The sequence below is a fragment of the Halalkalibaculum sp. DA3122 genome, assembly GCF_043951865.1.
GTDB lineage: Bacteria > Bacteroidota > Rhodothermia > Balneolales > Balneolaceae > JAMQKA01.
This window is the reverse complement of sequence record NZ_JBINJF010000010.1, coordinates 40,411-65,184: the sequence shown is the minus strand read 5'-3', so window position 1 is coordinate 65,184 and position 24,774 is coordinate 40,411. Positions and strand designations below refer to the sequence as shown.

The 24,774-nt window shown below is 49.4% G+C and carries 22 protein-coding genes and 1 tRNA gene; 6 read left to right on the top strand and 17 right to left on the bottom strand.

Annotated features, from left to right (window positions below):
- Positions 1-59 precede the first annotated feature (59 nt).
- From ACG2F4_RS09025 to ACG2F4_RS08960, 14 genes are all read right to left on the bottom strand, one after another.
- Positions 60-1,586: an NAD(P)/FAD-dependent oxidoreductase gene (locus tag ACG2F4_RS09025; RefSeq protein WP_395259976.1), complete on the bottom strand. Its 1,527-nt coding sequence runs from the start codon at positions 1,584-1,586 to the stop codon at positions 60-62.
- 147 nt (positions 1,587-1,733) lie between these two features.
- Positions 1,734-2,699 (bottom strand): radical SAM protein, encoded by a 966-nt coding sequence (locus tag ACG2F4_RS09020; protein WP_395259974.1) that lies wholly within the window; start codon positions 2,697-2,699, stop codon positions 1,734-1,736.
- A complete protein-coding gene (locus tag ACG2F4_RS09015) occupies positions 2,653-3,984 on the bottom strand; it encodes an asparagine synthase-related protein (protein ID WP_395259972.1) in 1,332 nt (443 codons plus the stop codon). The genes ACG2F4_RS09020 and ACG2F4_RS09015 overlap by 47 nt, the downstream gene beginning before the upstream one ends.
- A gap of 152 nt (positions 3,985-4,136) precedes the next feature.
- Positions 4,137-4,379 carry a hypothetical protein gene (locus tag ACG2F4_RS09010; RefSeq protein ID WP_395259970.1) on the bottom strand — a complete coding sequence of 81 codons (243 nt, stop codon included), beginning with the start codon at positions 4,377-4,379 and terminating at the stop codon, positions 4,137-4,139.
- A 668-nt stretch (positions 4,380-5,047) separates the two neighbouring features.
- Complete coding sequence (locus ACG2F4_RS09005; protein ID WP_395259967.1) at positions 5,048-6,607, bottom strand: DUF5723 family protein; 1,560 nt, start codon at positions 6,605-6,607, stop codon at positions 5,048-5,050.
- A 3-nt stretch (positions 6,608-6,610) separates the two neighbouring features.
- The gene (locus tag ACG2F4_RS09000; protein WP_395259964.1) at positions 6,611-8,752 is read right to left on the bottom strand and encodes a hypothetical protein; all 2,142 of its coding nucleotides are present in this window, start codon (positions 8,750-8,752) and stop codon (positions 6,611-6,613) included.
- Positions 8,753-9,805: 1,053 nt separating this feature from the next.
- A tRNA-Ser gene (locus tag ACG2F4_RS08995) sits at positions 9,806-9,892 on the bottom strand.
- Positions 9,893-9,978: 86 nt separating this feature from the next.
- The gene (locus ACG2F4_RS08990; RefSeq protein WP_395259962.1) at positions 9,979-10,608 is read right to left on the bottom strand and encodes an energy transducer TonB; all 630 of its coding nucleotides are present in this window, start codon (positions 10,606-10,608) and stop codon (positions 9,979-9,981) included.
- An 80-nt stretch (positions 10,609-10,688) separates the two neighbouring features.
- Entirely contained in the window at positions 10,689-11,423 is a 735-nt protein-coding gene (locus ACG2F4_RS08985) for a lysophospholipid acyltransferase family protein (protein WP_395259959.1), read from the bottom strand.
- Position 11,424: 1 nt separating this feature from the next.
- Complete coding sequence (gene murQ, locus ACG2F4_RS08980) at positions 11,425-12,363, bottom strand: N-acetylmuramic acid 6-phosphate etherase (protein ID WP_395259956.1); 939 nt, start codon at positions 12,361-12,363, stop codon at positions 11,425-11,427.
- A gap of 83 nt (positions 12,364-12,446) precedes the next feature.
- Entirely contained in the window at positions 12,447-12,812 is a 366-nt protein-coding gene (locus ACG2F4_RS08975; protein WP_395259955.1) for a DUF4260 domain-containing protein, read from the bottom strand.
- Positions 12,813-12,964: 152 nt separating this feature from the next.
- Positions 12,965-14,470, bottom strand: coding sequence for an acetyl-CoA carboxylase biotin carboxylase subunit (accC, locus tag ACG2F4_RS08970; RefSeq protein ID WP_395259953.1), 1,506 nt, complete (start codon positions 14,468-14,470; stop codon positions 12,965-12,967).
- Positions 14,471-14,476: 6 nt separating this feature from the next.
- Entirely contained in the window at positions 14,477-15,196 is a 720-nt protein-coding gene (locus tag ACG2F4_RS08965) for an esterase family protein (RefSeq protein ID WP_395259950.1), read from the bottom strand.
- Between the two features lie 73 nt (positions 15,197-15,269).
- Positions 15,270-16,247: a phytoene/squalene synthase family protein gene (locus ACG2F4_RS08960; protein ID WP_395259948.1), complete on the bottom strand. Its 978-nt coding sequence runs from the start codon at positions 16,245-16,247 to the stop codon at positions 15,270-15,272.
- Positions 16,248-16,427: 180 nt separating this feature from the next.
- On the opposite strand from ACG2F4_RS08960, the gene ACG2F4_RS08955 reads away from it, so the two are divergent.
- The gene (locus ACG2F4_RS08955) at positions 16,428-17,378 is read left to right on the top strand and encodes a phosphoribosylaminoimidazolesuccinocarboxamide synthase (RefSeq protein WP_395259946.1); all 951 of its coding nucleotides are present in this window, start codon (positions 16,428-16,430) and stop codon (positions 17,376-17,378) included.
- A gap of 62 nt (positions 17,379-17,440) precedes the next feature.
- Here ACG2F4_RS08955 and ACG2F4_RS08950 read toward each other — a convergent pair whose 3' ends face one another.
- Positions 17,441-17,782, bottom strand: a complete 342-nt coding sequence (locus tag ACG2F4_RS08950) for a gamma-butyrobetaine hydroxylase-like domain-containing protein (protein WP_395259944.1) — start codon at positions 17,780-17,782, stop codon at positions 17,441-17,443.
- 97 nt (positions 17,783-17,879) lie between these two features.
- On the opposite strand from ACG2F4_RS08950, the gene ACG2F4_RS08945 reads away from it, so the two are divergent.
- A complete protein-coding gene (locus tag ACG2F4_RS08945; protein ID WP_395259943.1) occupies positions 17,880-18,584 on the top strand; it encodes a hypothetical protein in 705 nt (234 codons plus the stop codon).
- A 185-nt stretch (positions 18,585-18,769) separates the two neighbouring features.
- Positions 18,770-19,258, top strand: coding sequence for a YajQ family cyclic di-GMP-binding protein (locus tag ACG2F4_RS08940; RefSeq protein WP_395259942.1), 489 nt, complete (start codon positions 18,770-18,772; stop codon positions 19,256-19,258).
- A 49-nt stretch (positions 19,259-19,307) separates the two neighbouring features.
- Here ACG2F4_RS08940 and ACG2F4_RS08935 read toward each other — a convergent pair whose 3' ends face one another.
- Positions 19,308-19,745, bottom strand: a complete 438-nt coding sequence (locus tag ACG2F4_RS08935) for a CoA-binding protein (RefSeq protein ID WP_395259940.1) — start codon at positions 19,743-19,745, stop codon at positions 19,308-19,310.
- A 152-nt stretch (positions 19,746-19,897) separates the two neighbouring features.
- On the opposite strand from ACG2F4_RS08935, the gene ACG2F4_RS08930 reads away from it, so the two are divergent.
- Positions 19,898-20,992, top strand: a complete 1,095-nt coding sequence (locus tag ACG2F4_RS08930; protein ID WP_395259939.1) for a DUF2914 domain-containing protein — start codon at positions 19,898-19,900, stop codon at positions 20,990-20,992.
- A 394-nt stretch (positions 20,993-21,386) separates the two neighbouring features.
- Complete coding sequence (locus tag ACG2F4_RS08925; protein ID WP_395259938.1) at positions 21,387-21,821, top strand: peptidylprolyl isomerase; 435 nt, start codon at positions 21,387-21,389, stop codon at positions 21,819-21,821.
- A gap of 356 nt (positions 21,822-22,177) precedes the next feature.
- Here ACG2F4_RS08925 and ACG2F4_RS08920 read toward each other — a convergent pair whose 3' ends face one another.
- A complete protein-coding gene (locus ACG2F4_RS08920) occupies positions 22,178-23,605 on the bottom strand; it encodes a PQQ-dependent sugar dehydrogenase (RefSeq protein ID WP_395259936.1) in 1,428 nt (475 codons plus the stop codon).
- Positions 23,606-24,009: 404 nt separating this feature from the next.
- On the opposite strand from ACG2F4_RS08920, the gene ACG2F4_RS08915 reads away from it, so the two are divergent.
- Positions 24,010-24,699: an AAA family ATPase gene (locus ACG2F4_RS08915; RefSeq protein WP_395259934.1), complete on the top strand. Its 690-nt coding sequence runs from the start codon at positions 24,010-24,012 to the stop codon at positions 24,697-24,699.
- Positions 24,700-24,774: the final 75 nt, after the last annotated feature.

The window sequence follows — 24,774 nt, the reverse complement described above, 5'->3', positions numbered from 1 at the left end:
TGACTGCAGAGGTCTCATATTTTCAAAAGATCTACCTGCACTCAGATCTGCGTACAGCTCTATAGCTCGGCTGCCGTATGGTGGTACATGTTTTTTGCCCCCGGATCCAGCAAGCTGGCAGTATTATAGGGAGCGATATAGTCTTTGACCAAAGCTCTAAAGCTATGCTGGTCTCCCGCAGTAATATTTTCAGAATCAGTGAGTTGTTGTAAGACCTGGAACAAATCGTCCACCATCTGCTGAATCCCTCTGTCGCCCGCAGACAAAAAATGGGAAGGCACTTTCCCCCTTAACCGCTGCTGCTCATAGCGGATGGCCGCAGTAAAATAGAGCATCGTCCAGCTGTTAAAGAGCTCGAAAGCGTGGAGTCCCCGGTAGCACCCGGCCACCAGCTTGTCAATTAACTCCAGCTCTCTGAAAATTCCTTCCTCGTAGCGTGTGAGTTCGGCGTAGAGTTTCGGATTATCATCCCAGTGACGGATTATAGTTTCAACGACCCTTTCCACACCTGAGAGCGAATGGGCAATTCCCGTACTGTGCAGTGGATCCACAAAGCCAATGGTGTGGGGCAGTGCCACCCATCCCTCCCCCACTGCTTTTGCAAGACAGCGCTGCAACCGACCGGTTCGAAAAATCCTGCCCGGCACGGCCGCCAATTTCGCTGGTGCAGTCACAGCCCGGAGAGAAGGATAGCTGGCGATGATCGAGTTCCACTCATCCACGGCCGATATCGTTTTATTGTTACCGAAGCGGTTTTGATCCAGCATGATGCCCATGCTGGTACGCTCATTATTGAACCTGAGCATCCATACCCAGCCCTCCTCTATCAGGTGATGAAGAGCTGAATGGTCGGGATCGTAGGGGTAGTCAATCGCCGGTATATCCAGTTGCTGCAGGATCTCCGACCAGGGCGTAACATTTTCAAAATGGGTGTAGAGCGCCCGGGAGTTGGTATGGAATCCGTCATCTGCAGAATCAATATTCATGTAGTTACCCAGAAAAGATGGGGTCCCGGTGGCATCCACAAGGAGATCAGCAGCAAATACAACATGATGTCCCCCCCGATCGGCGTGGAATGACCACGAGTCATCCTTCTCACAACGTGATATATCGGTATCGTCAAAATAAGGGATACCGTATTCCTTAACTTTTTCAACCAAAAAGGCATCAAGCTCTGACCGCAACCAGTTCGTGTCGGAGTTTTCATTGCTTGAGCTGGCGGCCACAAGCAGCTCACGGGTGTGATCTTCGTCAGTTGAAAAGGGATATTGTTTATCGTGTTTGTAGTAGCTGAAGCCCCGCTTTAAACCGCACGTGATTTCCGGGTAGTTTTTTTGCCAGCTGCCGTATCGTGAGAAATCCCGAAGCCACGACAGGGAGTAACGGTCTGAAAGATCCCGCAATATCATGTCGGCGACCGGGGTCGAAGATTCACCAATGGCAAACCGCGGGTGACTGCCTTTTTCGACCAGGCACACCTCAAAACCGGCCTGATGCAGGCAGAGGGTCGCAAGCGAGCCGGCGAAACCCGCTCCCACAATGAGAATATCAGCTTTTATGGTCTGTTTTGTCCTGTTGGTGCTCATCGGCGTGTAATGATGGTTAATTACCAGGAAGACCGGATCTGAATCAATTACATATCCTTACAGGCGGATGTTACTGTCTCCGGTCATCGGACAGGATCCCCGGCATTGGTTCCTCCTTCCTGGTGTAGAAAGGCCCCGTATTCTATATCAATATTCACATTCACATGAAACAGCCGGCAACACCTGTTGTTTCAAATTCATCTCACGGAGACGCTCCTCCCGTTCTTCAAAACAACGGGAACAGGAGGCAAATTGTTGAAGATCCCAGAGATCGGCGAAAATTCGTCCCCCGACCGACTCCATTGCCCGTTCAACAGCCTCTTCCAGCGCTCCCAGGGTTGGCGGAACGTAGACTCCCTCTTCCCGCAGTTTTTCCATGATTCCGTTTCCCGGACGAGTGGGAATTATGGAGCTGCACCTGGCCCCTTGCTCGTAAGCGAACCGGGCGGATTTCAGCGTCCATTCAATACCTTCGTACCTGCCCGCAAGATACGGGGGATTCAACAGCAGAAAGGTGCGTATCGAGATAGCGTTGCTTCGTAAAAAAGAAGAAGCCTCTACGAAATCTTGCCGGGTAAACTGTTTATTCAGCTTTGGCAGCACTTCCGGGTGAATCGTTTCCAGTCCGATGGCAATTTCGAGTTCACCCTCCAGGAGTTCGCTGAATGCGACACAGTGCGAACCGCAGAGTTTGGGATGATTTTCGACGATTACCCGGTCATAACCTGAAAGCAGATCAGCGACCGCTTCGTAATCATCCGGCGGCACGGCCTTTGTATCAAAAAAATTGCCGCTGTTGTAGAGTTTCACCACCGACGCCTCTGGTAACCGTTCAAGCGCGTACTGGATCTGGCGGGGCACGGCTCCCACGGGCGTGGCCTCATCGAGGGTATTTTTCCAAAGGTCGCACATCAGGCACCGAAACGGGCACTCCCGGTTGGTAAGGAAGATGGTGTTGACCTCACGAATGGTTCCACCCTCATCGGGTTCCCGCTCATGCAGAAATTGATAAGGAACAGAGGGATCGACCGGATTTTTCGGGGGACGCAGCTGCTCAATCTGGGCACTACCGGGCATAAAGCGAGGAAAAATATGATCTATATTCTGTCTCATGTTCAGGGAACAGCTCCTCAAATAGTTCATCGGTCACCGCCCCGTGCTGAAACCGCCGTTTGGGGAAGACCGGCATATCGACCCCGGTAACCTGTTTTATTCCCCGCTGCACAATCTCTCCTTTCAGCGCGTAGAGCTCCTGCTCATCCCAGTTGGTGAGCTGTATAAATGGAATACCCTCAGAAACCTCGATCACATTGGGGAGCGAGTAGGGGCTGAATCCCTCAAAGTTGTACTTACGCTCCGGGGCGTAGGTACGTACGTGTCCCCGGCTCTGTCCACCGGAATAGGTTAACGAATGCTTTATTTTATCAACGCCCCATCCCTCGTGATAGAGAAGCGGGTTGCTGAGTACGCTTCGGATGGTGAGCTCGTCGTTGGCATCTATCGGGTAGTCTTTGAGATTTTCATCTCCTCCATCACCGTCGGCCAGGAATTTCCAGTCCGGATATCGCTGGCGAATCTTCCTGCAGAGAGCCAGCGTCATCGCGGCCGCCTGGACGTCCAGTGGTTTGTAATCTTCTATAACCTCAATCGCCTCCCTGAAATCGATTTCTGACTTTTCAACATCCATTACTTCCAGGAACAGCGACATATCCAGCTCATCAAGAAAAGAGTGGGCCTGCTTTACATCGGCTCCGCCATCAACCGACAGGGTGAACGCCTTGAGACGTTGCGGCGAGAGTCCCATCTCCAGCATCAAGTGGTGCAGTACCACGAAAACGGAACCGCTGTCAATTCCACCGGAAAAAAGCACCCCCACCGGTTCATCTTCGGGAATACCCCGAAGCCATTTCTGGCATTCATCAGCCAACGCCCCGATGTAGGCTCGTCCTATTTCGTCAAGGTCTTCATTCAGGCTGTTCTGTTCCAGTTTAAAATAGCGCTTGTACGTCGGACTCGGATCCGGGCAGCCGACGATATCCAGCCGCACAAGGTAGTGGGCGGGCACCATTCGCGTATATGAGGGATGAAACTGCTCCTCCATGTCCTGCTCCTCCAGATATCCATAAATTTCATCAATGCGTTCAGCTACAATCAGCAACGGACCGGATTCCTGCTTGGCCAGAAAGTATCGCATCGGGCGACCAATAGACCGCGCCAGGAATACCTGGTCTTCCACTTTCGTCACGATGGCGTACTGGCCGTCAATATTTCTAACCTTTTCAGCATTGCCGGAGGCCACCAGCTCTTCGGCTTCCTCCTCCGACATATTAAAAATTTGATTTAGCCCGGGATCAAGCAGATTTACAAAATCGCTAACATATGCTGTTTGGTTTGTCACAGTAAAAATATCTTGCGTTCGAAAATTTTGTTTACTCACGGAAAAGGGAAAAAATATAAACGGATGGAAACTCATTGCCAAATAGAATTGCCCTGGAACGGATACACTCCCAGTATCTTTGCCATTGTGAGCCCTGTTCCAGCCGGTTCTTTTTACCGGACCAGGTAGTCGCCGCTATGTATGATCAGCTGTCCTTTCTCATCTACCGAAAGGTTCCCGTGCATGCTGGTTTTATCAAAGCTCATAATTTTTCGTTCTACTTCGGCTACTTTATTTTTTGCCTCCCTGTCCTGCCGCTGTTTTAACACCGTCCGTACCTTGTACCAGGCGTATAGCCGATCTTCCGGGGTTCCGTCCCAAAACCAGTAAAACATTTGCTGAAGTTCTGTATCCACCCTCGATTTTATTACTCTTTTGGCGCCCCACCTTAATACAGAACGAATCAACAGGTAAGCCATTAATATGGATGCGAGAGCAAGGGCTGGAGCGGCTATCAGCATATTAAGCTACGTTTATACATTAGGGAGATATGTCGGACTGAAGCGGTGCTCAGGGTTAAGAAAGCTCCTGTCACCACCATAGCGATATAGGTATAAACGGAAAAACGTCCGTGACCTGCAAATTATTTATGATAAACCCGAGGTTAGCCCTCGGTCCAGGATGCCGGGAAAGAATCAATTTTGCTGCCAGCCGGCGTCAATTCTACGGCTCTAACCGGATTTCACAGCATGTTACTCCTGTTAGCATTATGTTATATTTGAATATGGTATAATCATATGCATGCCATTGAGTTACAGGATTTTAACAGAAATACTTGTGGAAAATGCGGGCTAACTATAGCCTGTAAAACGTGACAGCATAATACAACCCCGGGCAGTGGAATCCCGGGGTGTAAAGTCCATAACGATAATTTTACAGGGACCTTTGCAGAACCTGCTATTTTTTTTGGAGGTGGTTGAACCACCGACCTTGTTGACCTTTTAAACGGGAGCACTACTCCCTTTTAACGAGATTGAGGGATTTGCAAAGCCCTATTCCATAGGATAGCAGGAGATTATGATCATTAAAAGCGAAAGACCAGCCCACTCCAGGCTGCCCCGAGATTGGTTCCATTCGACATGGAGTTGGGTACAGAAGAGGCAGCTACATTAAACTCAAAACTGTTGAAGGCCAGACCTATGCCGGCAGAGTACGAGGTGGAGGAGTATCCTCCCGTTCGCATTCCCACACGGAGCGGCAAGAAACCGAGCAGCCGATATTCGATACCGGCCGTCATGGAAGCGCGTTTGCTGTTAATTCCCCGATCGACAAAACCGGTGCCGAGATCCATCGACAAGCTGAGCTTGTTCATCGTGAGCTGGGCCCCAAAATTCAGCATGGAGGGCAGGGATTTAGTAATGCTCGCAACTCCGGTTGGCGCAAAACCGCCATATATATCCGACCCGATGCTGTCGGCCAGCACATGGTTGTAGTATTCGCCTTCATCCCCGTTAAACTCGTTGTCTATGCGTTCCTGGTCGATCTCAAACCCATTCCACACCAGCAGGTCATCTGCAGCGAACCGTCCGAACTGATTATCGAACGAGACCGAACCCAGGTCGGTAAGTGAAAGTCCGACGCGAAGTCGCTCAGCCCCTGATGAAACAGCTCCGATAATCGGAACTTCAACATCCATCTGGGCCGTCACGCCGAGATCAAGTCCAAATCCGGTGCCTTTAATTTCGTAGAAATCGGAAGCGGCGGGCTCAACATAATCTCCCAGCTCGGGATTTTGCGATGAATTCTGACGGTCATTATAGTAATTATTAAGTTGTTCGGTCACCTCACCCGTTGTTTCAACAGTATAGGCAAAATCATGGCGAAGCTCGTCTATATAATCATCGCGGCGCTGAATTTCGAGCGTTGAATTAATATTCATCCTGGAATAGTTCATGCCGAGCAGCAGTTTGGGAGCTGCGCCTGCAAAAACCTGGATATTTTCGAATATACCGAACAGGTTGGATATACCAAGCAATTTTGTGGAAAATCCCGCCGATACTTCAGCAAAGGTCATAGATTCCACACTCAGGTCTACCGGCCTGGGAGAAGAAAAGATCTCCCCATCCAGCCCGTAAATTCCGAGTTCGGCCAATCCCCGGTTCATACCGGCGCTGGTCATCGTTCGGGTACGCAGTGCCAGGCTGGCACTCCACTGCTCTCCACGGGTTGAGAGCCCTATCGGTATGAAATCCAGCTGGAGGCCGGCTGTCTGCATTTTTTCAGGATCGGAACCGAACCACTGGTCCAGGGCATCCGCGGCAACCTGGTCTGTAACAGTAAGCCCCTTCGTAAAATATTTATTGTATACCGAGATATTGGCCAATCCACCGCCGCCCGATGTGCTGATCCCCCCCAGCAGTCCCACGGTAAAGTTATTTTCCGTGTTGTTCTGAAGCATGAGGTTTGCGGGGTTGACAAAATTAGCGTGGTACCCGTTCAGGTATGCTGTTCCGCCGCCGCCGAGTCCGAGACTGGTCGCTGAAACGTGCCTGGATTGCGCCTGAACCGAACCGGCAGCAACCGTTAACAAGCCAATAAAAAGGGCAATTTTTTGGGTATAGCGTTTCATTGTATTGAATTTCATTTTCTAGTTAACGGTTGATTCAACAGAGCCACTTAAACTTATTTTTACGGATATGGTATCCTCCGCCCTGAGGCGTACAGAACTCCTGTTTTGATCGGTGTTTAACCCGATCAGGAACTCCATGTCGGTTGTTTGATTTAACAGGTTGAGCTGATCCTGTTCCAGCGAGATACTCAAATTGCCGGCATTAGCCTCAGTAACAAATCCCGAACCACTATCGACGGTAGCAGAGCCAATGGTCAGGGGATCTTGCGAAGATGAGGGAATGCGGGTCACCTCGTTGCCGTCGGCGTCAAGCAGCACCAGGTTCAACGTAGTTCCAAGTGGCAGGCCGTTGGTGTAGTCGATATGTATCGTTCCTTCCGTTAGGCGCTGATCGTCCTGCTCGGGATCCGGCAGGTCTCCCAGGTCCACTTCAACCGTGTCACGGTAGCTGGCAGAATTAGCCGACAGGTCGAGCGGAATATCCACGCTCATCGAGGGATCAAACTCAACCGGGTCGGTGATGGTACCCTCCTGCAGCGACTCGTTGACGGTCGCCACGCTGACAAGACGAATATCTGAGGGCAGGTTATTTAAAAATTCATCGACGTTGGAGTTAGATTTGTCAAAACTAACAAACTGGGGCGTGGCTGGATCCTGCGAGGGACTAATGGTAAACTTAATCAACTGATTGCTGTCAAGCTTGCTGCCGTTCGCATTCAGTTCATCCAGGTTATCTGCGGTCGTGGAATTCACATAGTGAGGTCCGCCCTGCGATCCCTTCAGGTAGACGCGATTACCCCCTGCATCCACCCCGACGATACTGGCATAGATAGTGGCCGGAATCCCGATATTGGTAAAATACCGGATACTCATTTCTGGGTTGGTGAACTCAATTCCATCCAGCTGATCTGAAAGATCTTCAAGCGCATCGATGGTAATAGTTTGCGCCTCATTGTCGTTAAACAGGTCAACCACATCGGTCCCGTTGGAGGGGTCATCGTCATTCACGATCACGTTGCGCGGTACAACCACTCCAAAGGCCTCGTCTATTGCCAGGTTGTTGATTCCGACTGTCGCTCCCATCTGATCAGATTCATTGATCGTGCGGATATCTCCGGAACCGTCCTGGGTGTTTTCCGTCGCCCCCTTGATGTTATACACCAGCTTATTATCCTCGGCAAAGATCCGTACATCCGAAAGGTCAATACTTTCGTCCGGGGCCGTGCCGGAACCGGATCGCGGTATTTGGTCAAACTGAACGGTTACGCTGTCTCCGGGATTATAGGGCGCCCGCCGTATCCCTGGAAATGAGATGATCAGCGGTTCTATTCCCAGATCGATATCGTTTACAATCTGGTCTATCTGCAGCTCTCCCGTTGCTATCTGGATGTAGTGGGTGGGATCTTCAAATCGAAAATTCGCATCGTCAATGGCCACTGACCCGCTGGTTGAAAATTCCTGGGCTTTTATTGCCGCTTCGACCTGCGAGGCAACAACATTTTGTCCCTCCAGCTGGCTCACGATCAGCTCATCCGGGTCATCCTCCATCGGCTGGCTGTTCCAGCTTACATCTACTTCAGCTTTTAAATTCTGCAGAACATCTCCATCCGAGAAGTTGATCTGAAATGAGCGTGAGTTCCCGTCTTCCAGCTGCTCACCCGCCCCCATTTGATCGGTGCCGAGAGTCACGTCTGGACTTCCTCCCGATATTAACCGAAGGGTGATATCGTCAATGGTAAATCCAAGCTCGTTGGTGACATCAATGGTGATGCTGCCTGTATTCCCTTTTATTGTGGCGCTCTGCAGATAATCGGTCGAAATATCAATTTCCACCGTTTCAGAGCCTCCCGGTATGGTGGTTGGGGGACCAAAAAGCGCGGGGTCCAACCCGGTTACTGATTGGAAACCGGCACTCCCGAGATTGCCTGACGATGAAGAAAAATTATTCAGCGCAATTTCGCCCACGCTTGCGTTCACCGAGGTAGGATCGACATCAATTTCAGGAATTGCCCCGTCGAGTTCGCCAAAATCGAAATCCTCTTCCTTCGACAACCGGATGAATCCGTCATTATCCGTTGAAAAAAGAGATTCAAAATCAGGATCTGTCGTATCAATCAGGGCGTCGCTGCTTCCCATAAACTGGTAAGTCTTCTCTGACATTAAAGGCGCCTGTACCTTTTGGTCGACCTTGAAATCAGGACTGTTGGGCTGCTCGCATGCCGTAAGAGTAAGAGCAAAAAATAGAACTGTAATATATAGCGACTTCATAACCGTGTGATCGTTAAATATATAGAATGGTGATTTTGTTGCACCCCTGTTAAACCGGTGGAAACTAATGACATATTTTGTCAAGAATCAACATAAAATTTATTCAAAAGGTATATTTTATTTTCAATAAATACTGAATCCTTATGGGTATATCCTTGCAAAACAGTCTTTTAGGTCACTATACTGGTAAAAATATTAACAATGTATAATCAATCTTATCCGCTCGGGCATTCTCCGCAGATACATCTGACTGATATCGGACATATACGAAACTGAAACAGGCATTCTGGTTGAGAATTATCTCGAATCCAGGATAGGTATGACAACCAACTGAAGCTCAGATTGGAGCGGTGCATACAGCGGCTATTGTAAAATGGAAACAAACGTTAGATCGGATTAATATTCATACAGCTGGTCGCGGGGAAATGGCATCGACCGAAGGAACTTCCCTTTTCAATATTTATTTATTTATTTGGGACCCATGCAGAGCCTCCTGTTTTGCTGGGAAGTGGTTGTGCCACCGACCTTGTTGACCCAGCCCATATTACCTTACAATAATGTATGCATAAATATATGTACCCTGATGGCAGGCAGTATCTAACATCATATGTTACCGAGCTTTTTAGTTGACAGGGTATAAAGCGCTGCGAGATTTGCCCTTCAGCTGCGTTAAAGGGAAATTACCTGCTTAAGGTACAACGGTACGCCTGCGCGGCCATTTCCCCTTTGCCTTGCTGAAGAACAAATTTCCTGGTGAGAAATTCGGGCTAAACGGAAGTATAGCTGCGCCAGAGCGAGGAATTGAGGTTCTGTAAAATCCTCTTATTGGAAGCCGGTTCGCTCCTGTACGCATGAAAGGAAAGCTGAACTGCGTACGGCATCAAAAGAACAACTTCGTCAGGCAAACCAATATAAACTTTGCCTGACAAGTGCTTGAACATACAGCGGAGAGGGAGGGATTCGAACCCTCGGTACCCGTGAGGGCACACTCGCTTTCCAGGCGAGCCCGTTCGACCGCTCCGGCACCTCTCCAAGGAAGTGCGCAAATATAGAGGAATGTGGCAGTTTAATCAAAAGAAATTTCTCTTGATCTCTCCTGGCTGTTAACGATTTACCTGTTAAAAGCCGAATGAAAAGATATGCTCCGTAAAAGCCTTTACCGGTTCCCCGTTGTTCTTTGCCGGCCTGAACTTCCACTTCAAAGCAGCTTCCAGAGTGGCCTCGGTCAATCCATAATTTATGCTGTTTACGATCTCGAAGGAATCACCTTTTTTGTCATATAGCTTAATCCTGGATATTGACGCCTCTTCCACATTGCCTTCCGTATTTACCAGGAAGCTAACCCAAATCTCCGCCTTTATATCCGCCTTTTTGGCTTCTTCAGGCACGGTGGGTTCCACGATACGCACCAGGCTGGGCGATTGCTCCGGGTTGGCGGCCACCTGGTCTCCTTCTCCTCCGGGACCAGTTCCAATTTCCTCGATGGGGTTGGGCAGATTTTGGCGATTCAACTCTTCAACCACAATCGGTTCCTCCTCAATAATCTGATCGTTCGGCACCGGTACCGGCACCTGGGGAGTGGGCGGTGGCGGTGGCGAGCTCCGTTGCGTGGTTATCTGTACATCTTCAATAGCAATGGCGTCGTCAATCGGCTCAAAATCCTGGTAAGTACCGCCGCTCTTTTGCTCAACGGGCCAGAAAAGAAATAACGCTATCATCAACACTTCGGCCACAATGATAGTACCCATAATTTTGATACGGTAGGGCTGACGATGCAGTATGTCTGTTATCTTTTGAAACAATAATATCTCTCCGTTAATACGGTAGTTTATGAGTCTGGATCGCTTCTAAGCGCGTTTAATTCGTTGATCAACCGGGTGTGGACATGTTCTCTCAGATCTTTAACCGTATCAAAATCATTGGGGTTCACCGGCTCCAGCACCGATACCGAGAAACGCTGTTTAAAGTTGAATTTCCATGTTCCCACAGGCATCGCCTGGTATCCCCCTTCCAAAACGAGCGGCTGTATTCTAAAATTATATCGGCGGGCCAGCGTAAAAGCTCCATCTTTAAACTGACCGATCTCGCCCGTTTCAGTGCGCGTCCCCTCCGGAAAGAACATGGCGGGAATACCCGACTGAATCGGCTCTACCAGCTCGTCCAGCAATTTAACGGATTTCAGGCTCTTGCGGTCAATACCTAAATGGCCCGTCATCGTAATAATCCACCCGAGAAAGGGAATCTTGAACAGGCTTTTTTTGGAGACCCATTTCATGGTCCACGGCAGCAGATAGGTTAACGGCATATCCAGGAAACTTTGATGATTGGCAACAAACACGGTCGGTATTCCCGGTTCATAATTTGAAGTGCCTTTAATCGTAATTTTCCAGCCTGGAACCACTTTGAGCAAACAAAACGCAAGTCCCTTTAACATACGATTGGGCAGCTGGCGGTGCCGGTCAAAAGGGAAGGTGAGTATAAACGTGATGGTGACCAGCACAAAAAAAGTGACGAAACACACGGTCCACCAGATCCAGTTAATACCACTCCAAAAAGTGCGCATATCACTGCCGGTTATCTTTTAAGCTCAGAAACGCTTTCCGTATAAAACCGTCATGTTTTTCAAGGAGTTTCCGGGCGCTGTCGGCGGACAGGTCGCCAAGGGCCATAAGCAGCGCAGTTTTGACATGTCCACCGGCCTCTTCCAGCTTTTGGGCGGCCTGGGGGTAGTTCAGGTCAGTAAAATTCATAATGATGCGCTTGGCCCGCTCGCGCAGCTTATTGTTGGTCAACATCAGGTCGACCATCACATTTTCATATACTTTACCCTGGCGTATCATTACACCGGTGGTAATCATGTTGAGAACCATTTTTTGGGCGGTCGCACTTTTCATACGGGTACTGCCCATTATTACTTCAGGACCAACCGGTACGTCAATAAGCAGATCCACCTGCAGGTTAAACTGACCGGGGGGTACGGTAGTCACAAAAATGGTTTTGCATCCCCGATTACGTGCCTCCTTTACCGCCCCGTGCACATACGGGGTGCGCCCGCTGGCCGCCAGTCCACAAAGGATATCAGGCGGATCCAGTTCGATCTGCTCCACCGCCTCGGCGCCGTTGGATTCATAATCCTCGGCCCCCTCCTGTGCCACAAACATCGCCTCCCGGCCACCTGCGATCAGCCCCACGACCTGTTCGGGATCTGAACCAAATGTGGGTGGACATTCTGCGGCATCGAGCACGCCCAGCCGTCCGCTGGTGCCGGCTCCCGCGTAGATCAACCGCCCCCCTTCCTGTAGCGATTCTTTAACCATTTCAATCGCCTCGGCAATACGATCCAGCTTTTTTTCCACCTGGAAAGCTACCTTTTTGTCCTCCTCATTGATAAGCCGGGCAATTTCATGCGCATCAGCCAGGTCGATGCCGCGGGTGGCGGGATTCCGCTGTTCGGTATCAAGCTTTTTGAGCTGGTCGAAAAGATCCTGGTTCTTCTGTGACAAAACAGGGTATTTTGGAGTTCGAGATTATGAGCGGAGACAATAACAATCAGCGTTGACCCGGAACGGACCTGGAGCAAATCTAACTATTCTGAACCATTTTTGTTGCCAATCCATCCCAGGTGGGTGTGCTTGAAGGAGTCAGCATGTTTAAGTCCGTATCCCAGCATGCGATCCATCGAGGAGTGGGCAAACAGGATAATGCCGATCATCTGCGTGGTCGAATCAATAAGATAGTAGCCCACCAGGTATATCAAAACCGCGATCCCCCGGTGATGAAAGAGATTGTAGATGAAAGCCCCGACTTTAGTTCCCGCCCCATAGCCGATCATCGAAATATCCGGTACAAGGATGAGCAGCAAAAACCACCACCAGGGATAGCCCGTGGTAGAGAAAAGGACGATTGAGAGCAGCAGCATGCCGAGTTCTTCCAGGCGAACCAGTGTTTTCATGTTATCGGTACTTTGTATTTCGAAAAAGCGATTGATTAAAACGCTTCCCCTCGGTTGCAAACAAATGAATTTAATAACGCCGGGAGTCTGCCCGACAGACCAGCAGTCGATACCGGGGCGAACACAGCGCAGCTGCTAAGCGAACACCCTCGCTACATATTCCGGCGTTTTTGCCACCAGTGAGAATTAGAGTTACGGGCAGGCTTCATCTCTTCATTTTCCTTCACACCGCCGTTTTCTCCACTCCGGGCACGTTTGAGCAATGTCGCCGCAATCGATTGTAAATCACGATTACTCTGATGCAGTTTGTCCGGTTTAAAATGATCGGGTACAAAGTGCGTGTCATACTCCGCGTTCCGGAACGCTTCATGCCTCAGCACATAACGACAAAAGGGGATGGTGGTGCGGCATCCCGCAATCTCATATTCCTCGAGCGCCCGCAACATCCGCCGTATCGCCTCATCGCGATCTTTACCATGGCTGCACAGCTTTGAGATCATCGGGTCGTAATTGATCGTTACCTCTTGTCCCTCCTCCACCCCGGCATCCACCCGGATTCCGTGGCCCGACGGGATGCGGTGTTTCGTCAGCCGGCCGGTGCTGGGCAAAAAGTTGTCGCACGGATCTTCTGCATAAATCCGGCATTCGATGGCATGTCCCTGTTGTGTAATATCTTCCTGTTTAATCGGCAGCGTTTCGCCCTCCGCCACCCGTATCTGCAACTCTACCAGGTCCAGACCCGTCGTCAGTTCGGTTACCGGATGTTCAACCTGCAGCCGCGTATTCATCTCAAGGAAGTAGAAATTGCGATCCCTGTCGACCAGGAACTCGATCGTTCCCGCCCCCACGTAGTCGCAGGCACGGGCCGCAGCTATGGCCGCCTCGGCCATTTCCGCTCTCAATTCGGGCGTAAGGATAGCACAGGGCGCCTCCTCAATCACCTTTTGATGCCGGCGTTGAATCGAACATTCGCGGTCATACACGTGCAGCACATTCCCCTGCTCGTCCGCAATAATCTGGAACTCTACGTGCCGGGGCTCCACCAGGTATTTCTCGATATAGACGCGATCATCCCCGAAGGCGTTTCGCGCTTCCGAACGCGCGGCCTTAATTCCGGACCGAAAGCCGCTTTTTTCACGAATAATGCGCATTCCTTTGCCACCGCCGCCTGCCGCTGCTTTTACCAGCACAGGGTACCCGATCTCTTCAGCGATCTTTTCAGCTTCTTCGGGATCCCTGAGCGCCTCCTTTGTCCCTGGTGGATATGGCACCTCCGCCCTGCTCATCAGCTCGCGGGCTGCCATTTTATCTCCCATCAGCCGGATGGAGTCGGCACCGGGACCGATAAAAATGAGATTCTCCTTTCGGCACCGTTCTGCAAAATCCCCGTTTTCACTGAGGAACCCGTATCCCGGGTGAATGGCATCGGCTCCCGTCTGCCGGGCGGCATCGATAATCTTGTCGAACACCAGGTAGCTTTCCGAAGAGGCGGCGGGACCGATATGCACCGATTCGTCGGCGTGCAGGACATGAGGAGTGTTGGCGTCCGGGTCGGAATAGACGGCAACGGTCTCGATACCCATATCCCGACAGGTGCGTATCACGCGAAGGGCAATTTCCCCGCGATTGGCAACCAGTACTTTTTTAATTTTGGTCATATCCCTCTATACGATGTGGATTTTAAACATCTGCTTCCATATTTCCCACTCCTTCTCCTCGTCCGTCTGCATCTGCCAGACATCCAGCTCGTGCTCCATCATTTTAGTCTTGAAAATTTCATCAAGCCTGTATGCCAGCTCTTTTCTCGGGTCGTTGACATAACTGACCAGCCGGAAGTCGACCTGCCGCACCTGTTCCAGCAGTTTCTCATTGTTCAGGTTGGGGACATAATCTACCGGGTTATTGTAGTAGATATTTTCATCATAGTAATCGTCCATGAATGGTGTGATGTCGTAGACTCCGCTAATGCCGATCGCCTTGCCGAAACTTTTCGGGTGTTTAAGGCCCAGGTTGATGGCGTGATACCCTCCCATGTCGACCCCGGCTATAATCAGGAAATCGATAGCACTTTTTTCCTCAATTTTCGGAACGACCTCCTCAATAATGTAGGATTCATACTGGATCTGGCGGATAATCCGTTGTGCCGGTGAAATACTGGTGTTGAAAAAGCTCTCCTCGTCGGCAGATTCAATACAAAACAGCTGGTTGTACCCGTTCTCCAGCTGGAAGGAGATCGCTTCCACCATCCCCTTCTCTTCCCACTGTTTCGCTCCCTTGCCGCGGGTCGGAATCGCAAGAACGGGAGTCCCCGCCTCGCCATAGGTGCGCAGTTCCATATTTTTACCTAAACTCGGACTCCGCCATTTCTCAACTTGTTTCTCCATGTAACAGGCCTTTCTCTTGTTTGGAATTTAAAATCAATATAAAAGATCGAAATCTAATGTGTAAGGACTATTATCAGGAAGAAAAATATTTCATCCGGTAGAGCACGCGAGGCAGGATGGTTATTTTTTCGGTTGCATTCAGGTAGGCTCGTTTTTCAAACACGTTGTAGCCGTTCTCCTCAATTTTATCGAGGATGCGACCGTAATTGAAACTCGCAAGATACACCGGCAGGCGGCTGTCTTTTTCCAGCATTTCGATGCCCCTGTCTGTACTTCGGTAGTAGTTGCGTGTTCGCTCAATCTGGAACTGCATCAACTCGATGAATGCGTCGGTCCGGCGGTGGGAAAACATGTCTTTTTCCGTTACCCCAAACCGGTCGAGCTCCTCCTTTGGCAGGTAAATCCGATTTTTCTCCAGATCTTCGCCCACATCCCGCAAAATGTTGGTAAGCTGCATGGCGATACCGAGATCGATGGCGTGCTGCAGGGCCTGTTCATCACTGTAACCGAACACCTCGCTGGTCATCAGTCCCACAGTCGAAGCCACTTTGTAGGAATAATCCCAGAGCTCCTCAAACGTTTCATAACGATTTTTATACAGGTCCATGCAGACGCCTTCCATCAGTTCAAAGGGCAGTTCCACCGGAATCTGGTAGCTGCGAAGCACGTCGGAAAATGCCAGCAGTATCGGGTCGTCAAACCGCTTGCCGTTGTAGGTCTCTTCCAGTTTCTGTTTCCACCGGTCTATTCTGTTGCGGATATCCGGATATGTAACCTTTTCCCGGTCAATCAGGTCCTCGGCTTCATCCACCAGATCGTCCACATACCGGCAGAGAGCGTATATCGCAAATATTCCGCGCTGTTTCTTGTTGGGCAGGAATCGCGTAGCCATGTAAAACGTCTTGGCGTGCTGGCGGGTCATCTCGCGACAGCGGATATAGGCCTCTTGCAGCTGCTCGTTCTCCACTTCCTCCACCACCGAACGGTGCAGGGAGGTCCGCTCATACAGCGGGCGAATCAAATTATAAGGTATCCGGAAAAGATCAGTCATTTTGCCTTTATCTTGCTTTATAGCCTACCATACAAATGTTGCAACCGCCGCTAATAGTTCCCATCGTACATGCCGACCGATAAATTATTGCGCGGAAATAAGAATTGGATTTCAGATTAAGCAGATATTTTTTGATTTTCCTTCAGGTTAAATTTTGTCAATACAATCATATCAAGTTACATGGATCGAGATGAAGCGTTGAAACACTGTATTACTCAAACCAGTGTACCGGGGCTGCCCGCTCCCTACCGCGGGAAGGTGCGCGAGGTGTATGAACTGGATCGCGACACCCTTGGCATTGTGGTGAGCGATCGCATTTCTGCCTTCGATCATATTATGCGGCAGGCCATACCGTACAAGGGACAGATCCTGAACCAGCTGTCGGCATTCGGTTTTGAAAAAGTAGATGACCTGGTGGATACGCACGTGCTGGATGTGCCGCACGCCAACGTCACAATTGCCAAAAAATGCGACCCGGTTCCGGTAGAAGTGGTGATCCGGGCCTGCCTCACGGGACATGCCTGGCGGGTCTACAACGCCGGGGAACGCCGGCTCTGTGGGGTTTCGCTGCCCGAGGGCATGGCAGAAAATCAGCGATTCAAAGAACCGATCCTGACGCCCGCCACCAAGGCCGAAGAGGGACACGATGAGGATATATCGGAACAGGAGATTCTGGAGCAGGAAATTGTTGAGGAGCATGTTTGGCGGGAAATCCGCGAAAAAGCGTTCCGTGTTTTTGAACGAGGGCAACAGGTGGCGGCCGAGCAGGGGCTGATTCTTGTAGATACCAAGTATGAATTCGGGCTGCACAACGGCCAGGTTACTTTGATCGATGAAGTTCATACGGCCGATTCCTCCCGCTACTTTTATGCGGATGAGTATGAACAGCGCCTGAAAGCGGGTAAACCTCAAAAACAGCTTTCCAAGGAGTTCCTGCGGGAATGGCTGATGGAGCATGATTTCCAGGGCCTTGAAGGACAAACACTGCCCGATCTTCCCGACGACTTCCGGTGGGAGGTGTTTGAACGATATGCTGAGCTCTTTGAACAGCTAACCGGCCGGCAGTTCGAACCGACACCGGTAAGAAACTTTGACGACACGCTGAAAGCCATTTTTACGGAGTATAACTGATCGATGGCAGACTGCCTGTTTCGCCCCCGGACATTTGCCTTGACTTTCCGGGATGCCGAATCTTACTTCTGCCGGGAATAACACTGCTTGCAGGGACACAGCTTCCGCAGGGTCTCCCACTGGTACATACCGTCGCTGTGGCCGTCACTCCAGAATATTCGCACGGCGTGATTTCCCACCTGGCGGATATTCTCTACCGTTACCTTTCGCGGGGGATCTACAAAAAAGTACGACATCTCAAAATTTCCCATCTCCCCGTGACCTCCCCTGCACTTTACACAGGGACAATTTTTGCGCAACCCGTACAACGGGTAGCGGGAAAGGTGCCCGTCAGCCCATTGTATTTCCACTTCCTGTTCTGAATTTCGTACTTCAACCTCTTTCGGCTGATATTTCTGATCCATGTATCTCAAAATTTTGATTGAAAAGCTCCATAAATGGAGCTTGAATGATAACCATTCAAAAAGTAATTTTTCAGCAACATTTTAAGTAAATTATTCAATGATATTACTCGTAACAACGCTTACCGCCGTATTGCTGATCTCCGGCTGGTTCGGGTATCGCCAGTACCTGCGGCTTGAACACCTGAATCAACAGAACCTTTCCCGGGCTATGCTCGGTGCCGTACTCGTATTTACTCTCCTTTTTCTGGCGCACTGGATCGGCATTTTCCCTGAATCCGCGGCATCACATATAACAATGGCACTGTATACACTGGCAACGGGATTTTTCATCGGAAATGGGACAAAGCTCATCGTGAAGAAAAACCGAGCAGGCGCGATAGAGTATATGCAGCGATCATTCTGGATTGATGTCGCCCCAAACCTCATCGCTACCCTGCTGGTGGCATATGGCATTTACCGCACCGGTATCCTGACACTTGGCCCCTTCACCGGCATCGGCGTTACGTCAGGAATGTCTCTGATCGGCTTCGGCTTTTTTGGATGGACCGTTCGGATTGTTCCCGAATTTCGTTCAAAAGGAATCCTTATCCTGGATCAATTTATCGAATGGAAACTGGTGCTGGCTTTTGAGTGGTTCTCAGAAGAGGTAATTACCATCGACTATATGACAGAAGACGGGAAAATTTGTGAATTTAATACTTCCATCCCACCGGAAGACCGGATACTGGTTGAGCGGCTGTTGGGCAGGCGCATACGAGAACATGAAGAAGAGCGCAAAAAAGTGCTTGGCGAAACGGGTTAATATTCGGGAAATTTGCTACCTTATACCGATTAGTAATGGTTAATGTGTGGAATCGGGAGCGCGAACTTTCGCATTTATGCTCTATGACCTTCCATTTTCTATTTAAAATACACTGCTCCCTTGATTAGAAATTCAGCGGTAGCAACGTTAGTATATTCAAACACCAATGCCAACCGGAACACTGTATGCCCTCGTTCGATATTGTAAATAAAATTGATGTTCAGGAGATCGACAACGCTGTCAACAATACACTTAAAGAGGTAAATGGACGCTACGATTTCCGGGGTCTCCACACCGAAGTCATTTTTAATAAGAAAGATCATTCCATTCGCCTGGTAGCCGACGACAATATGAAGATGAATGCCGTCAAGGAGATGCTCACCCGAAATGCCATCAAGCGTGGCATAAGTCCTAAAGTGCTGCAGTTTTCCCCGCTTGAGGGTACTTCAAAAGGCCACCTTAAGATGGAGATTCCGATCCGGGAGGGAATCGACCGGGATACCGCAAAAACCATTGTAAAAGCGATCAAAAGCCTTAACCTGAAAGTTCAGCCTGCCATACAGGACGACCAAATACGCGTGAGCGGGAAAAAGATTGACGACCTGCAGGCTGTAATCAGGCACTTGAAAGGCCTGGACCTCGATGTTCCGCTGCAGTTTACAAATATGAAATAGTTTCCTGTGAACTGGCGGACAGAGCGCCTGTTTCTGTTTCCCGGTCAAGCTAATGATCCTGGTCTGCACCAGTACTTACGGCACGATGCTCTACCATCAGGCACCGCTCCTCAATATACTGTAGTCCGGCGGATGCCGCCTTCTGTTTTGCCTCCCCGGACGAGACGCCGAGCTGGGTCCACACCACCGGCTTGTGCCCGGTCTGCTGTACCCGATCAATTACGGTATCTACCATTTCTGCTGTGTATGCTGAATTCCGAAAAATATCCACCACATCAATTCGCTGCTCTTTCGGAATATCTGTCAGCTTCGGGTAGCATTTTTCTCCGAGCACCTCTTCATACTCGGGATTTACGGGAATAATCTGATACCCCTGATCCTTAAGATACCGGGCTATATGATGGCTGGTGCGGTATGGGTCTGTCGAACACCCGATGATGGCGATCGTTTCCGCACTATTAAGTATATCTGCTATTGAGCGTTCCATAGATCAAGTTATGTGAATAGTATCGTTCCTGGCTGAAGATACAGATCCAACAGGCATTCTAGCCAAATTAATTTGCCAGTTGTCTCAATATTTCAATTTATTACGGGTCGGTTGTTATCCCGAATTATGCAACGAGAAATTTATTTTTCCATATGATAGAAAAGGTAAAGGCGGCATACGAACGTCATCAAAAATACCTGCCGGTACTGTTTTTTATCGGTGGATTTATCTGGGATTCCCTGACCCTCGGCCGCGTGGACAGTCTTTACAGCAATATTGTGCTGTGCACCTATCTTACAGCTCTAACCGTATGTCTTTATCTTTTCAACCTGGCGGATGATGGCACCTGGAAAGGAACGTTCCTGGAGCAGTATGAAAGATACCTTCCGCTGGCGATCCAGTTTTTTCTCGGGGGGTTGTGCAGTGCCTACGTCATCTTTTATTCCCGCAGCGTGTCCCTGACCAAGACGATGGCTTTTTTTGTCATTCTGGTTATCCTGTTTCTGGCCAACGAGTCGCTCAAACACCGTATCTCGAACAAATATCTCCAGTTTGGAGCCTATTTTTTTGTCAATTTCACATTTCTGACCTTCTTTTTGCCGATGGTCCTGAACGAGATGAACACGTTTGTATTTCTCGTTTCTGGAGCAACCAGCCTCGGGTTTACCCTATTTTTCATTCTTTACATCTACATTCGAAGTCCCTCTACCCGGAGAGACATTAACGGTTTCAAAATTACGGGTCTTATTATCGGCCTCTATCTGCTCATCAACAGCTTTTATTTTCTCAACCTTATCCCTCCTGTTCCACTTGCACTCGAACAGGGGATTGTAGCCCGGCACGTGGAGAAAGAGGAAAATCGCTTCACGGTTACCTACCAGCCCAACACGAAATACTATGTCTTCTGGAGACCCTATGCGCCAGAAATTTATTTGCGGCAGGGAGACAGCCTCTTCGTATACACCTCAATATTTGCCCCGGCCGACCTTCAGAAATCGGTGTATCACCGCTGGCGCTGGTACAGTCCCCATACCGAGAGCTGGGAAGTAACCGATGAAATCGGGTATGAAATTACCGGGGGACGTTCCGGCGGTTACCGGGGATATACCTACAAGGAGCAGCTGAGTCCCGGAAGGTGGAAGGTGGAAGTGGTTACCGACGAAGGCCAGGTGCTGGGAAGTATCGATTTCAGGCTGCACAAGGATTCTACTCAACACCAGGCCGAGCTTGTCCGGGAAACCTACTAACCTCACGATAATTTGTGTAAAGATCATGTACCCTGATGGCAGGCAGTATCTAACATCATATGTTACCGACCTTTTAAATTTGACAGGATGTAAGGCGCTGGGAAATTTGCCCTTCAGCTGCGTTAAAGGGGAAATCACCTGATCAACGTACAACGGTACGCCTGTGCGGCCATTTTCCCTTTGCCTTGCTGAAGAACAAATTCCCTGGTGAAAAATCCAGGTTAAACAGGATACACTGAATCCCTGATTCCAATTGTAGTTGTTAATTGTGGCAAAGCCCCTTGCTATGCATAGCTCCACAAAAATTAATTGGCTTTAAAAATAAGTATTCTGAAGGATAATGGTTATATTATCGATTGAATTTTAGATAACTGTAAAAAAAGAAAGGTACATTTTGTCCAAAGTTAAAGAAGGAGACAAAGTCAAAGTTCATTATACCGGTACTCTCGAAGATGGTACGGTATTCGACTCCTCCCGCGAACGGGAGCCACTGGAATTTACTCTTGGCGAAGGTCAACTGATTCCGGGTTTCGAAAAAGCTGTTATTGGAATGGCAGAAGGGGATTCCACCTCCGTCGATATTCCATCTGACGAAGCGTATGGTGAACGTCGTGATGATCTGGAAATCGAAGTAACCAAAGAAGAGCTTCCTGATGAAGTTGATCCCGAAGTGGGCATTCAGCTGCAGGTCAAGCAGAATGAAAACGGGCGCAGTATACCCGTGACCATTACCAAGGTCGAGGAAAACCAAGTTACACTGGATGCCAACCATCCACTGGCTGGTAAAGATCTTAAGTTTGACATCGAGCTGGTAGAAATTAGCTCATAATTTTTCGAGGGGGGAGGAATTTATTTCTTCCCCTTTTTACTTTTCTTTCATCAAGCTGCTCTTTACCGTTCAGATACCTGACGGTGGCTGCATTCCCCCAACCTTTTTTGTAACCCCGCACAGTACTACAGCCTGAGATCCTCCTGCTGGATAGATCCAAAATCAATATGGCCCTCCTGTTTTTATTCCAATTAAAGCCTGCCAACAGTCTCCCGTTCAGAGATGGTTTAAAAAACATGGTGACCAGACCGCGATTGAGTACAAAATTAGCCCGCACGTATCACAGGTTCACTTCGCAAAAAAGAAAAGGAGTTGCATCCGCCGGATGCAACTCCTTTTTTAAAACGGCCGCCAATCTATCGAATGTTCTCTTTTACTTTACTGATTCTGACTACTTTCCCGGGATCATTTAGTACAACGTAAATAGCTCCGTCAGGCCCGGTAACTGCCTCCCGAACCCGGCCGTGATCCTTCAGGATAACCTGGTCATGTATCACCCGGTCATTCTTTACATTCAGAAGACGAACCTCCTCGTAGGCCAGTGCCCCGACGAGCAGCCGGTTTTTCCACAGCGGAAACATCTCTTTATCATAAAAAGCGATACCTGAAACTGCGATCGACGGTCGCCAGTAGTAGGCAGGCTGTTTCAACCCCTCTTTGGCCCGTTCCCTAGTCATAATACGGCCGTCGTAATGAATGCCGTAGGTAATGACCGGCCAGCCATAGTTGCTGCCGGCACGCAGCAGGTTTACCTCGTCACCGCCACGGGGTCCGTGCTCAGCATCCCATATACGGTCTGTTTCCGGATGGATCGCCAGCCCCTGGGGATTGCGGTGACCATAGGTATAGATCGACGGCAGGGCTCCTTCGTGGTTTACAAACGGATTGTCATCCGGGATGCTGCCGTCTGGATGGATTCGGTGCACTTTGCCGTTCGGCAGCGACAGGTTTTGCGCATTCGGGCGTTGACCGCGGTCACCTATGGAAAAATAGAGATACCCTTCTTCGTCGAACACGATGCGGCTGCCGTAGTGATGTCGCGTGCTGACGTACGTCTCGTGCGGAGCCTCAAAAAGTACCTGCTGGTCTATCCACCTGTTATTATTGATTCGGCCCCTGACTACGCGGGTCATTGCCAGGGTGTCCCCTTCCTCCGATGTTATGGCGTGGCTGTACGAGAGGTATATCCACCCGTTTTCGGTAAAGTCCGGATCTGCTGTTACATCAAGCAGCCCCCCCTGTCCCTCGTGCAGAACCTCAGGGGTGCCGGAAACCGGCTCGTCAATCAGCGTACCGTTGATAACCAGCCGGAGCCGCCCGGGCCGTTCGGTAATAACCGAAAGCCGCTCATTGATAAAATCAATAGCCCAGGGGATCTCGAGACTGTCGGCATAGGTCTCGACTCTGATATCGTAATCAAGGGTTTGGAGGGTATCAGATACGGCATCAGCGGCTACCGGCTCCCCGGACTCTACTTCCCGGATAAAATCGATAACGCTGTTGATCTCCTCATCACTGAGCGAACTTCCGAAAGCGGGCATTCCCTGCTCCACAATTCCCTCTTTAATATTGTTCAGGAGGTCGCTCCTGGTGTCGCCGTACTTCCATTCTCCATCCACCAAGCTGGAGCCACTACCCCCCTGCAATTCCGCTCCATGGCAGGAGGCGCACATATTCTGATATATTTGCTGTCCGGAATCTTGTGCCCATCCCTGGGAGAACATCAGAAAGGAGCATATAAAAGTAGCCAAAAGAAAACGATCACCACACGTAAATAGATTCATAGTACCCATTACCATTCTTGGATATTTAATATTTATAGTTCTGGTCGCTGTTAAATTGTTGTACCATCTGCTTAAATAATTCTGGAAACTAATGAAATAAGGCAAACTTTAAAATTCGATATTGGTTAAGCGATTTAACGCTTTCGCCGGCAACGGCCAACGTCTGCCCCTGTCTGTGCGGGCATCCAAAGTACGATGTCGAACCGTGAATATGACGGGAAACCCCTTCCGAAAAAATTCTCCCAAAAACATACCGGTCAAATCAACAGTTAGTCATTTAAGATTACTGTTCGCAAAAAACAGCCTCTTTTTTTTAATTTTCTTCACATATTCCTGTTACATACGTACTATTAGTAGCAAGGGTATGCTGGTATCATCACTTTTTGAAATAAAAACGAGTTATTATGGGCAGGAAAATAACGCAAATTATCGAGGATCAAATCAATGCCTGGAGACATCAAAACAGGAAAACCCGGCAACGGCCTCAAAAAAAATTTTACCCGATTATAACCGTGTCACGAGAGTTTGGGGCGCTCGGGGCGGCATTGGCAAATATTATGGGAGAACGGCTTGGCTTCAAAGTCTGGGACAACGAGCTGCTGTATGCTATTTCGGACGAGCTGGGTAGTAACGAAAAGTTCCTTGAATCGGTGGATGAACGCCGTCGAAAACTTGTCGAAGACAACCTCCTGGGCTTGATGAAAGACAAAAATACCAATACCAATTACCTGCTCTCTCTCAACCGGGTTGTAAAAGCAATTGAAGAAGTGGGAGAAAGCATTGTTGTGGGCCGGGGAGCTGCATATATCTGCCAAAACGAATTATCTTTTCATCTTCGCGTGGTCTCCCCCCTGGCCAAAAGAATTGAGGGGTATGCCAGCCGGGAGAATATCTCGAAACAACAGGCGGAAAAGATCATTCAAGAAAAAGATGCCGAACGCGACGAGTTCGTTAAATTCAGCTTTAACAGGGATGTCAACACCGCATCCGATTATGACCTGGTAATCAATTCGGGAACCTTTGAGCTGGAAGAGATGGCCGATATCGCTCTGCGGGCGTACAGTACAAAAATTGGCGAACCGGTAACCTCGTAGCATGCTGGCATTGTACTACAGCATACGATACATGGCGTAGAGTTTCAGCCAGACCATCCATCGCAAAATTTGTCG

What these genes read in the sequence shown, in the direction of transcription:
- ACG2F4_RS09025 (WP_395259976.1), bottom strand. Translation starts at nt 1,586, where the DNA reads ATGAGCACCAACAGGACAAAACAGACCATAAAAGCTGATATTCTCATT.
- ACG2F4_RS09020 (WP_395259974.1), bottom strand. Translation starts at nt 2,699, where the DNA reads ATGAGACAGAATATAGATCATATTTTTCCTCGCTTTATGCCCGGTAGT.
- ACG2F4_RS09005 (WP_395259967.1), bottom strand. Translation starts at nt 6,607, where the DNA reads ATGAAATTCAATACAATGAAACGCTATACCCAAAAAATTGCCCTTTTT.
- ACG2F4_RS09000 (WP_395259964.1), bottom strand. Translation starts at nt 8,752, where the DNA reads ATGTCAGAGAAGACTTACCAGTTTATGGGAAGCAGCGACGCCCTGATT.
- ACG2F4_RS08990 (WP_395259962.1), bottom strand. Translation starts at nt 10,608, where the DNA reads ATGGGTACTATCATTGTGGCCGAAGTGTTGATGATAGCGTTATTTCTT.
- ACG2F4_RS08985 (WP_395259959.1), bottom strand. Translation starts at nt 11,423, where the DNA reads ATGCGCACTTTTTGGAGTGGTATTAACTGGATCTGGTGGACCGTGTGT.
- ACG2F4_RS08975 (WP_395259955.1), bottom strand. Translation starts at nt 12,812, where the DNA reads ATGAAAACACTGGTTCGCCTGGAAGAACTCGGCATGCTGCTGCTCTCA.
- accC (WP_395259953.1), bottom strand. Translation starts at nt 14,470, where the DNA reads ATGACCAAAATTAAAAAAGTACTGGTTGCCAATCGCGGGGAAATTGCC.
- ACG2F4_RS08965 (WP_395259950.1), bottom strand. Translation starts at nt 15,196, where the DNA reads ATGGAGAAACAAGTTGAGAAATGGCGGAGTCCGAGTTTAGGTAAAAAT.
- ACG2F4_RS08960 (WP_395259948.1), bottom strand. Translation starts at nt 16,247, where the DNA reads ATGACTGATCTTTTCCGGATACCTTATAATTTGATTCGCCCGCTGTAT.
- ACG2F4_RS08955 (WP_395259946.1), top strand. Translation starts at nt 16,428, where the DNA reads ATGGATCGAGATGAAGCGTTGAAACACTGTATTACTCAAACCAGTGTA.
- ACG2F4_RS08950 (WP_395259944.1), bottom strand. Translation starts at nt 17,782, where the DNA reads ATGGATCAGAAATATCAGCCGAAAGAGGTTGAAGTACGAAATTCAGAA.
- ACG2F4_RS08945 (WP_395259943.1), top strand. Translation starts at nt 17,880, where the DNA reads ATGATATTACTCGTAACAACGCTTACCGCCGTATTGCTGATCTCCGGC.
- ACG2F4_RS08940 (WP_395259942.1), top strand. Translation starts at nt 18,770, where the DNA reads ATGCCCTCGTTCGATATTGTAAATAAAATTGATGTTCAGGAGATCGAC.
- ACG2F4_RS08935 (WP_395259940.1), bottom strand. Translation starts at nt 19,745, where the DNA reads ATGGAACGCTCAATAGCAGATATACTTAATAGTGCGGAAACGATCGCC.
- ACG2F4_RS08930 (WP_395259939.1), top strand. Translation starts at nt 19,898, where the DNA reads ATGATAGAAAAGGTAAAGGCGGCATACGAACGTCATCAAAAATACCTG.
- ACG2F4_RS08920 (WP_395259936.1), bottom strand. Translation starts at nt 23,605, where the DNA reads ATGAATCTATTTACGTGTGGTGATCGTTTTCTTTTGGCTACTTTTATA.
- ACG2F4_RS08915 (WP_395259934.1), top strand. Translation starts at nt 24,010, where the DNA reads ATGGGCAGGAAAATAACGCAAATTATCGAGGATCAAATCAATGCCTGG.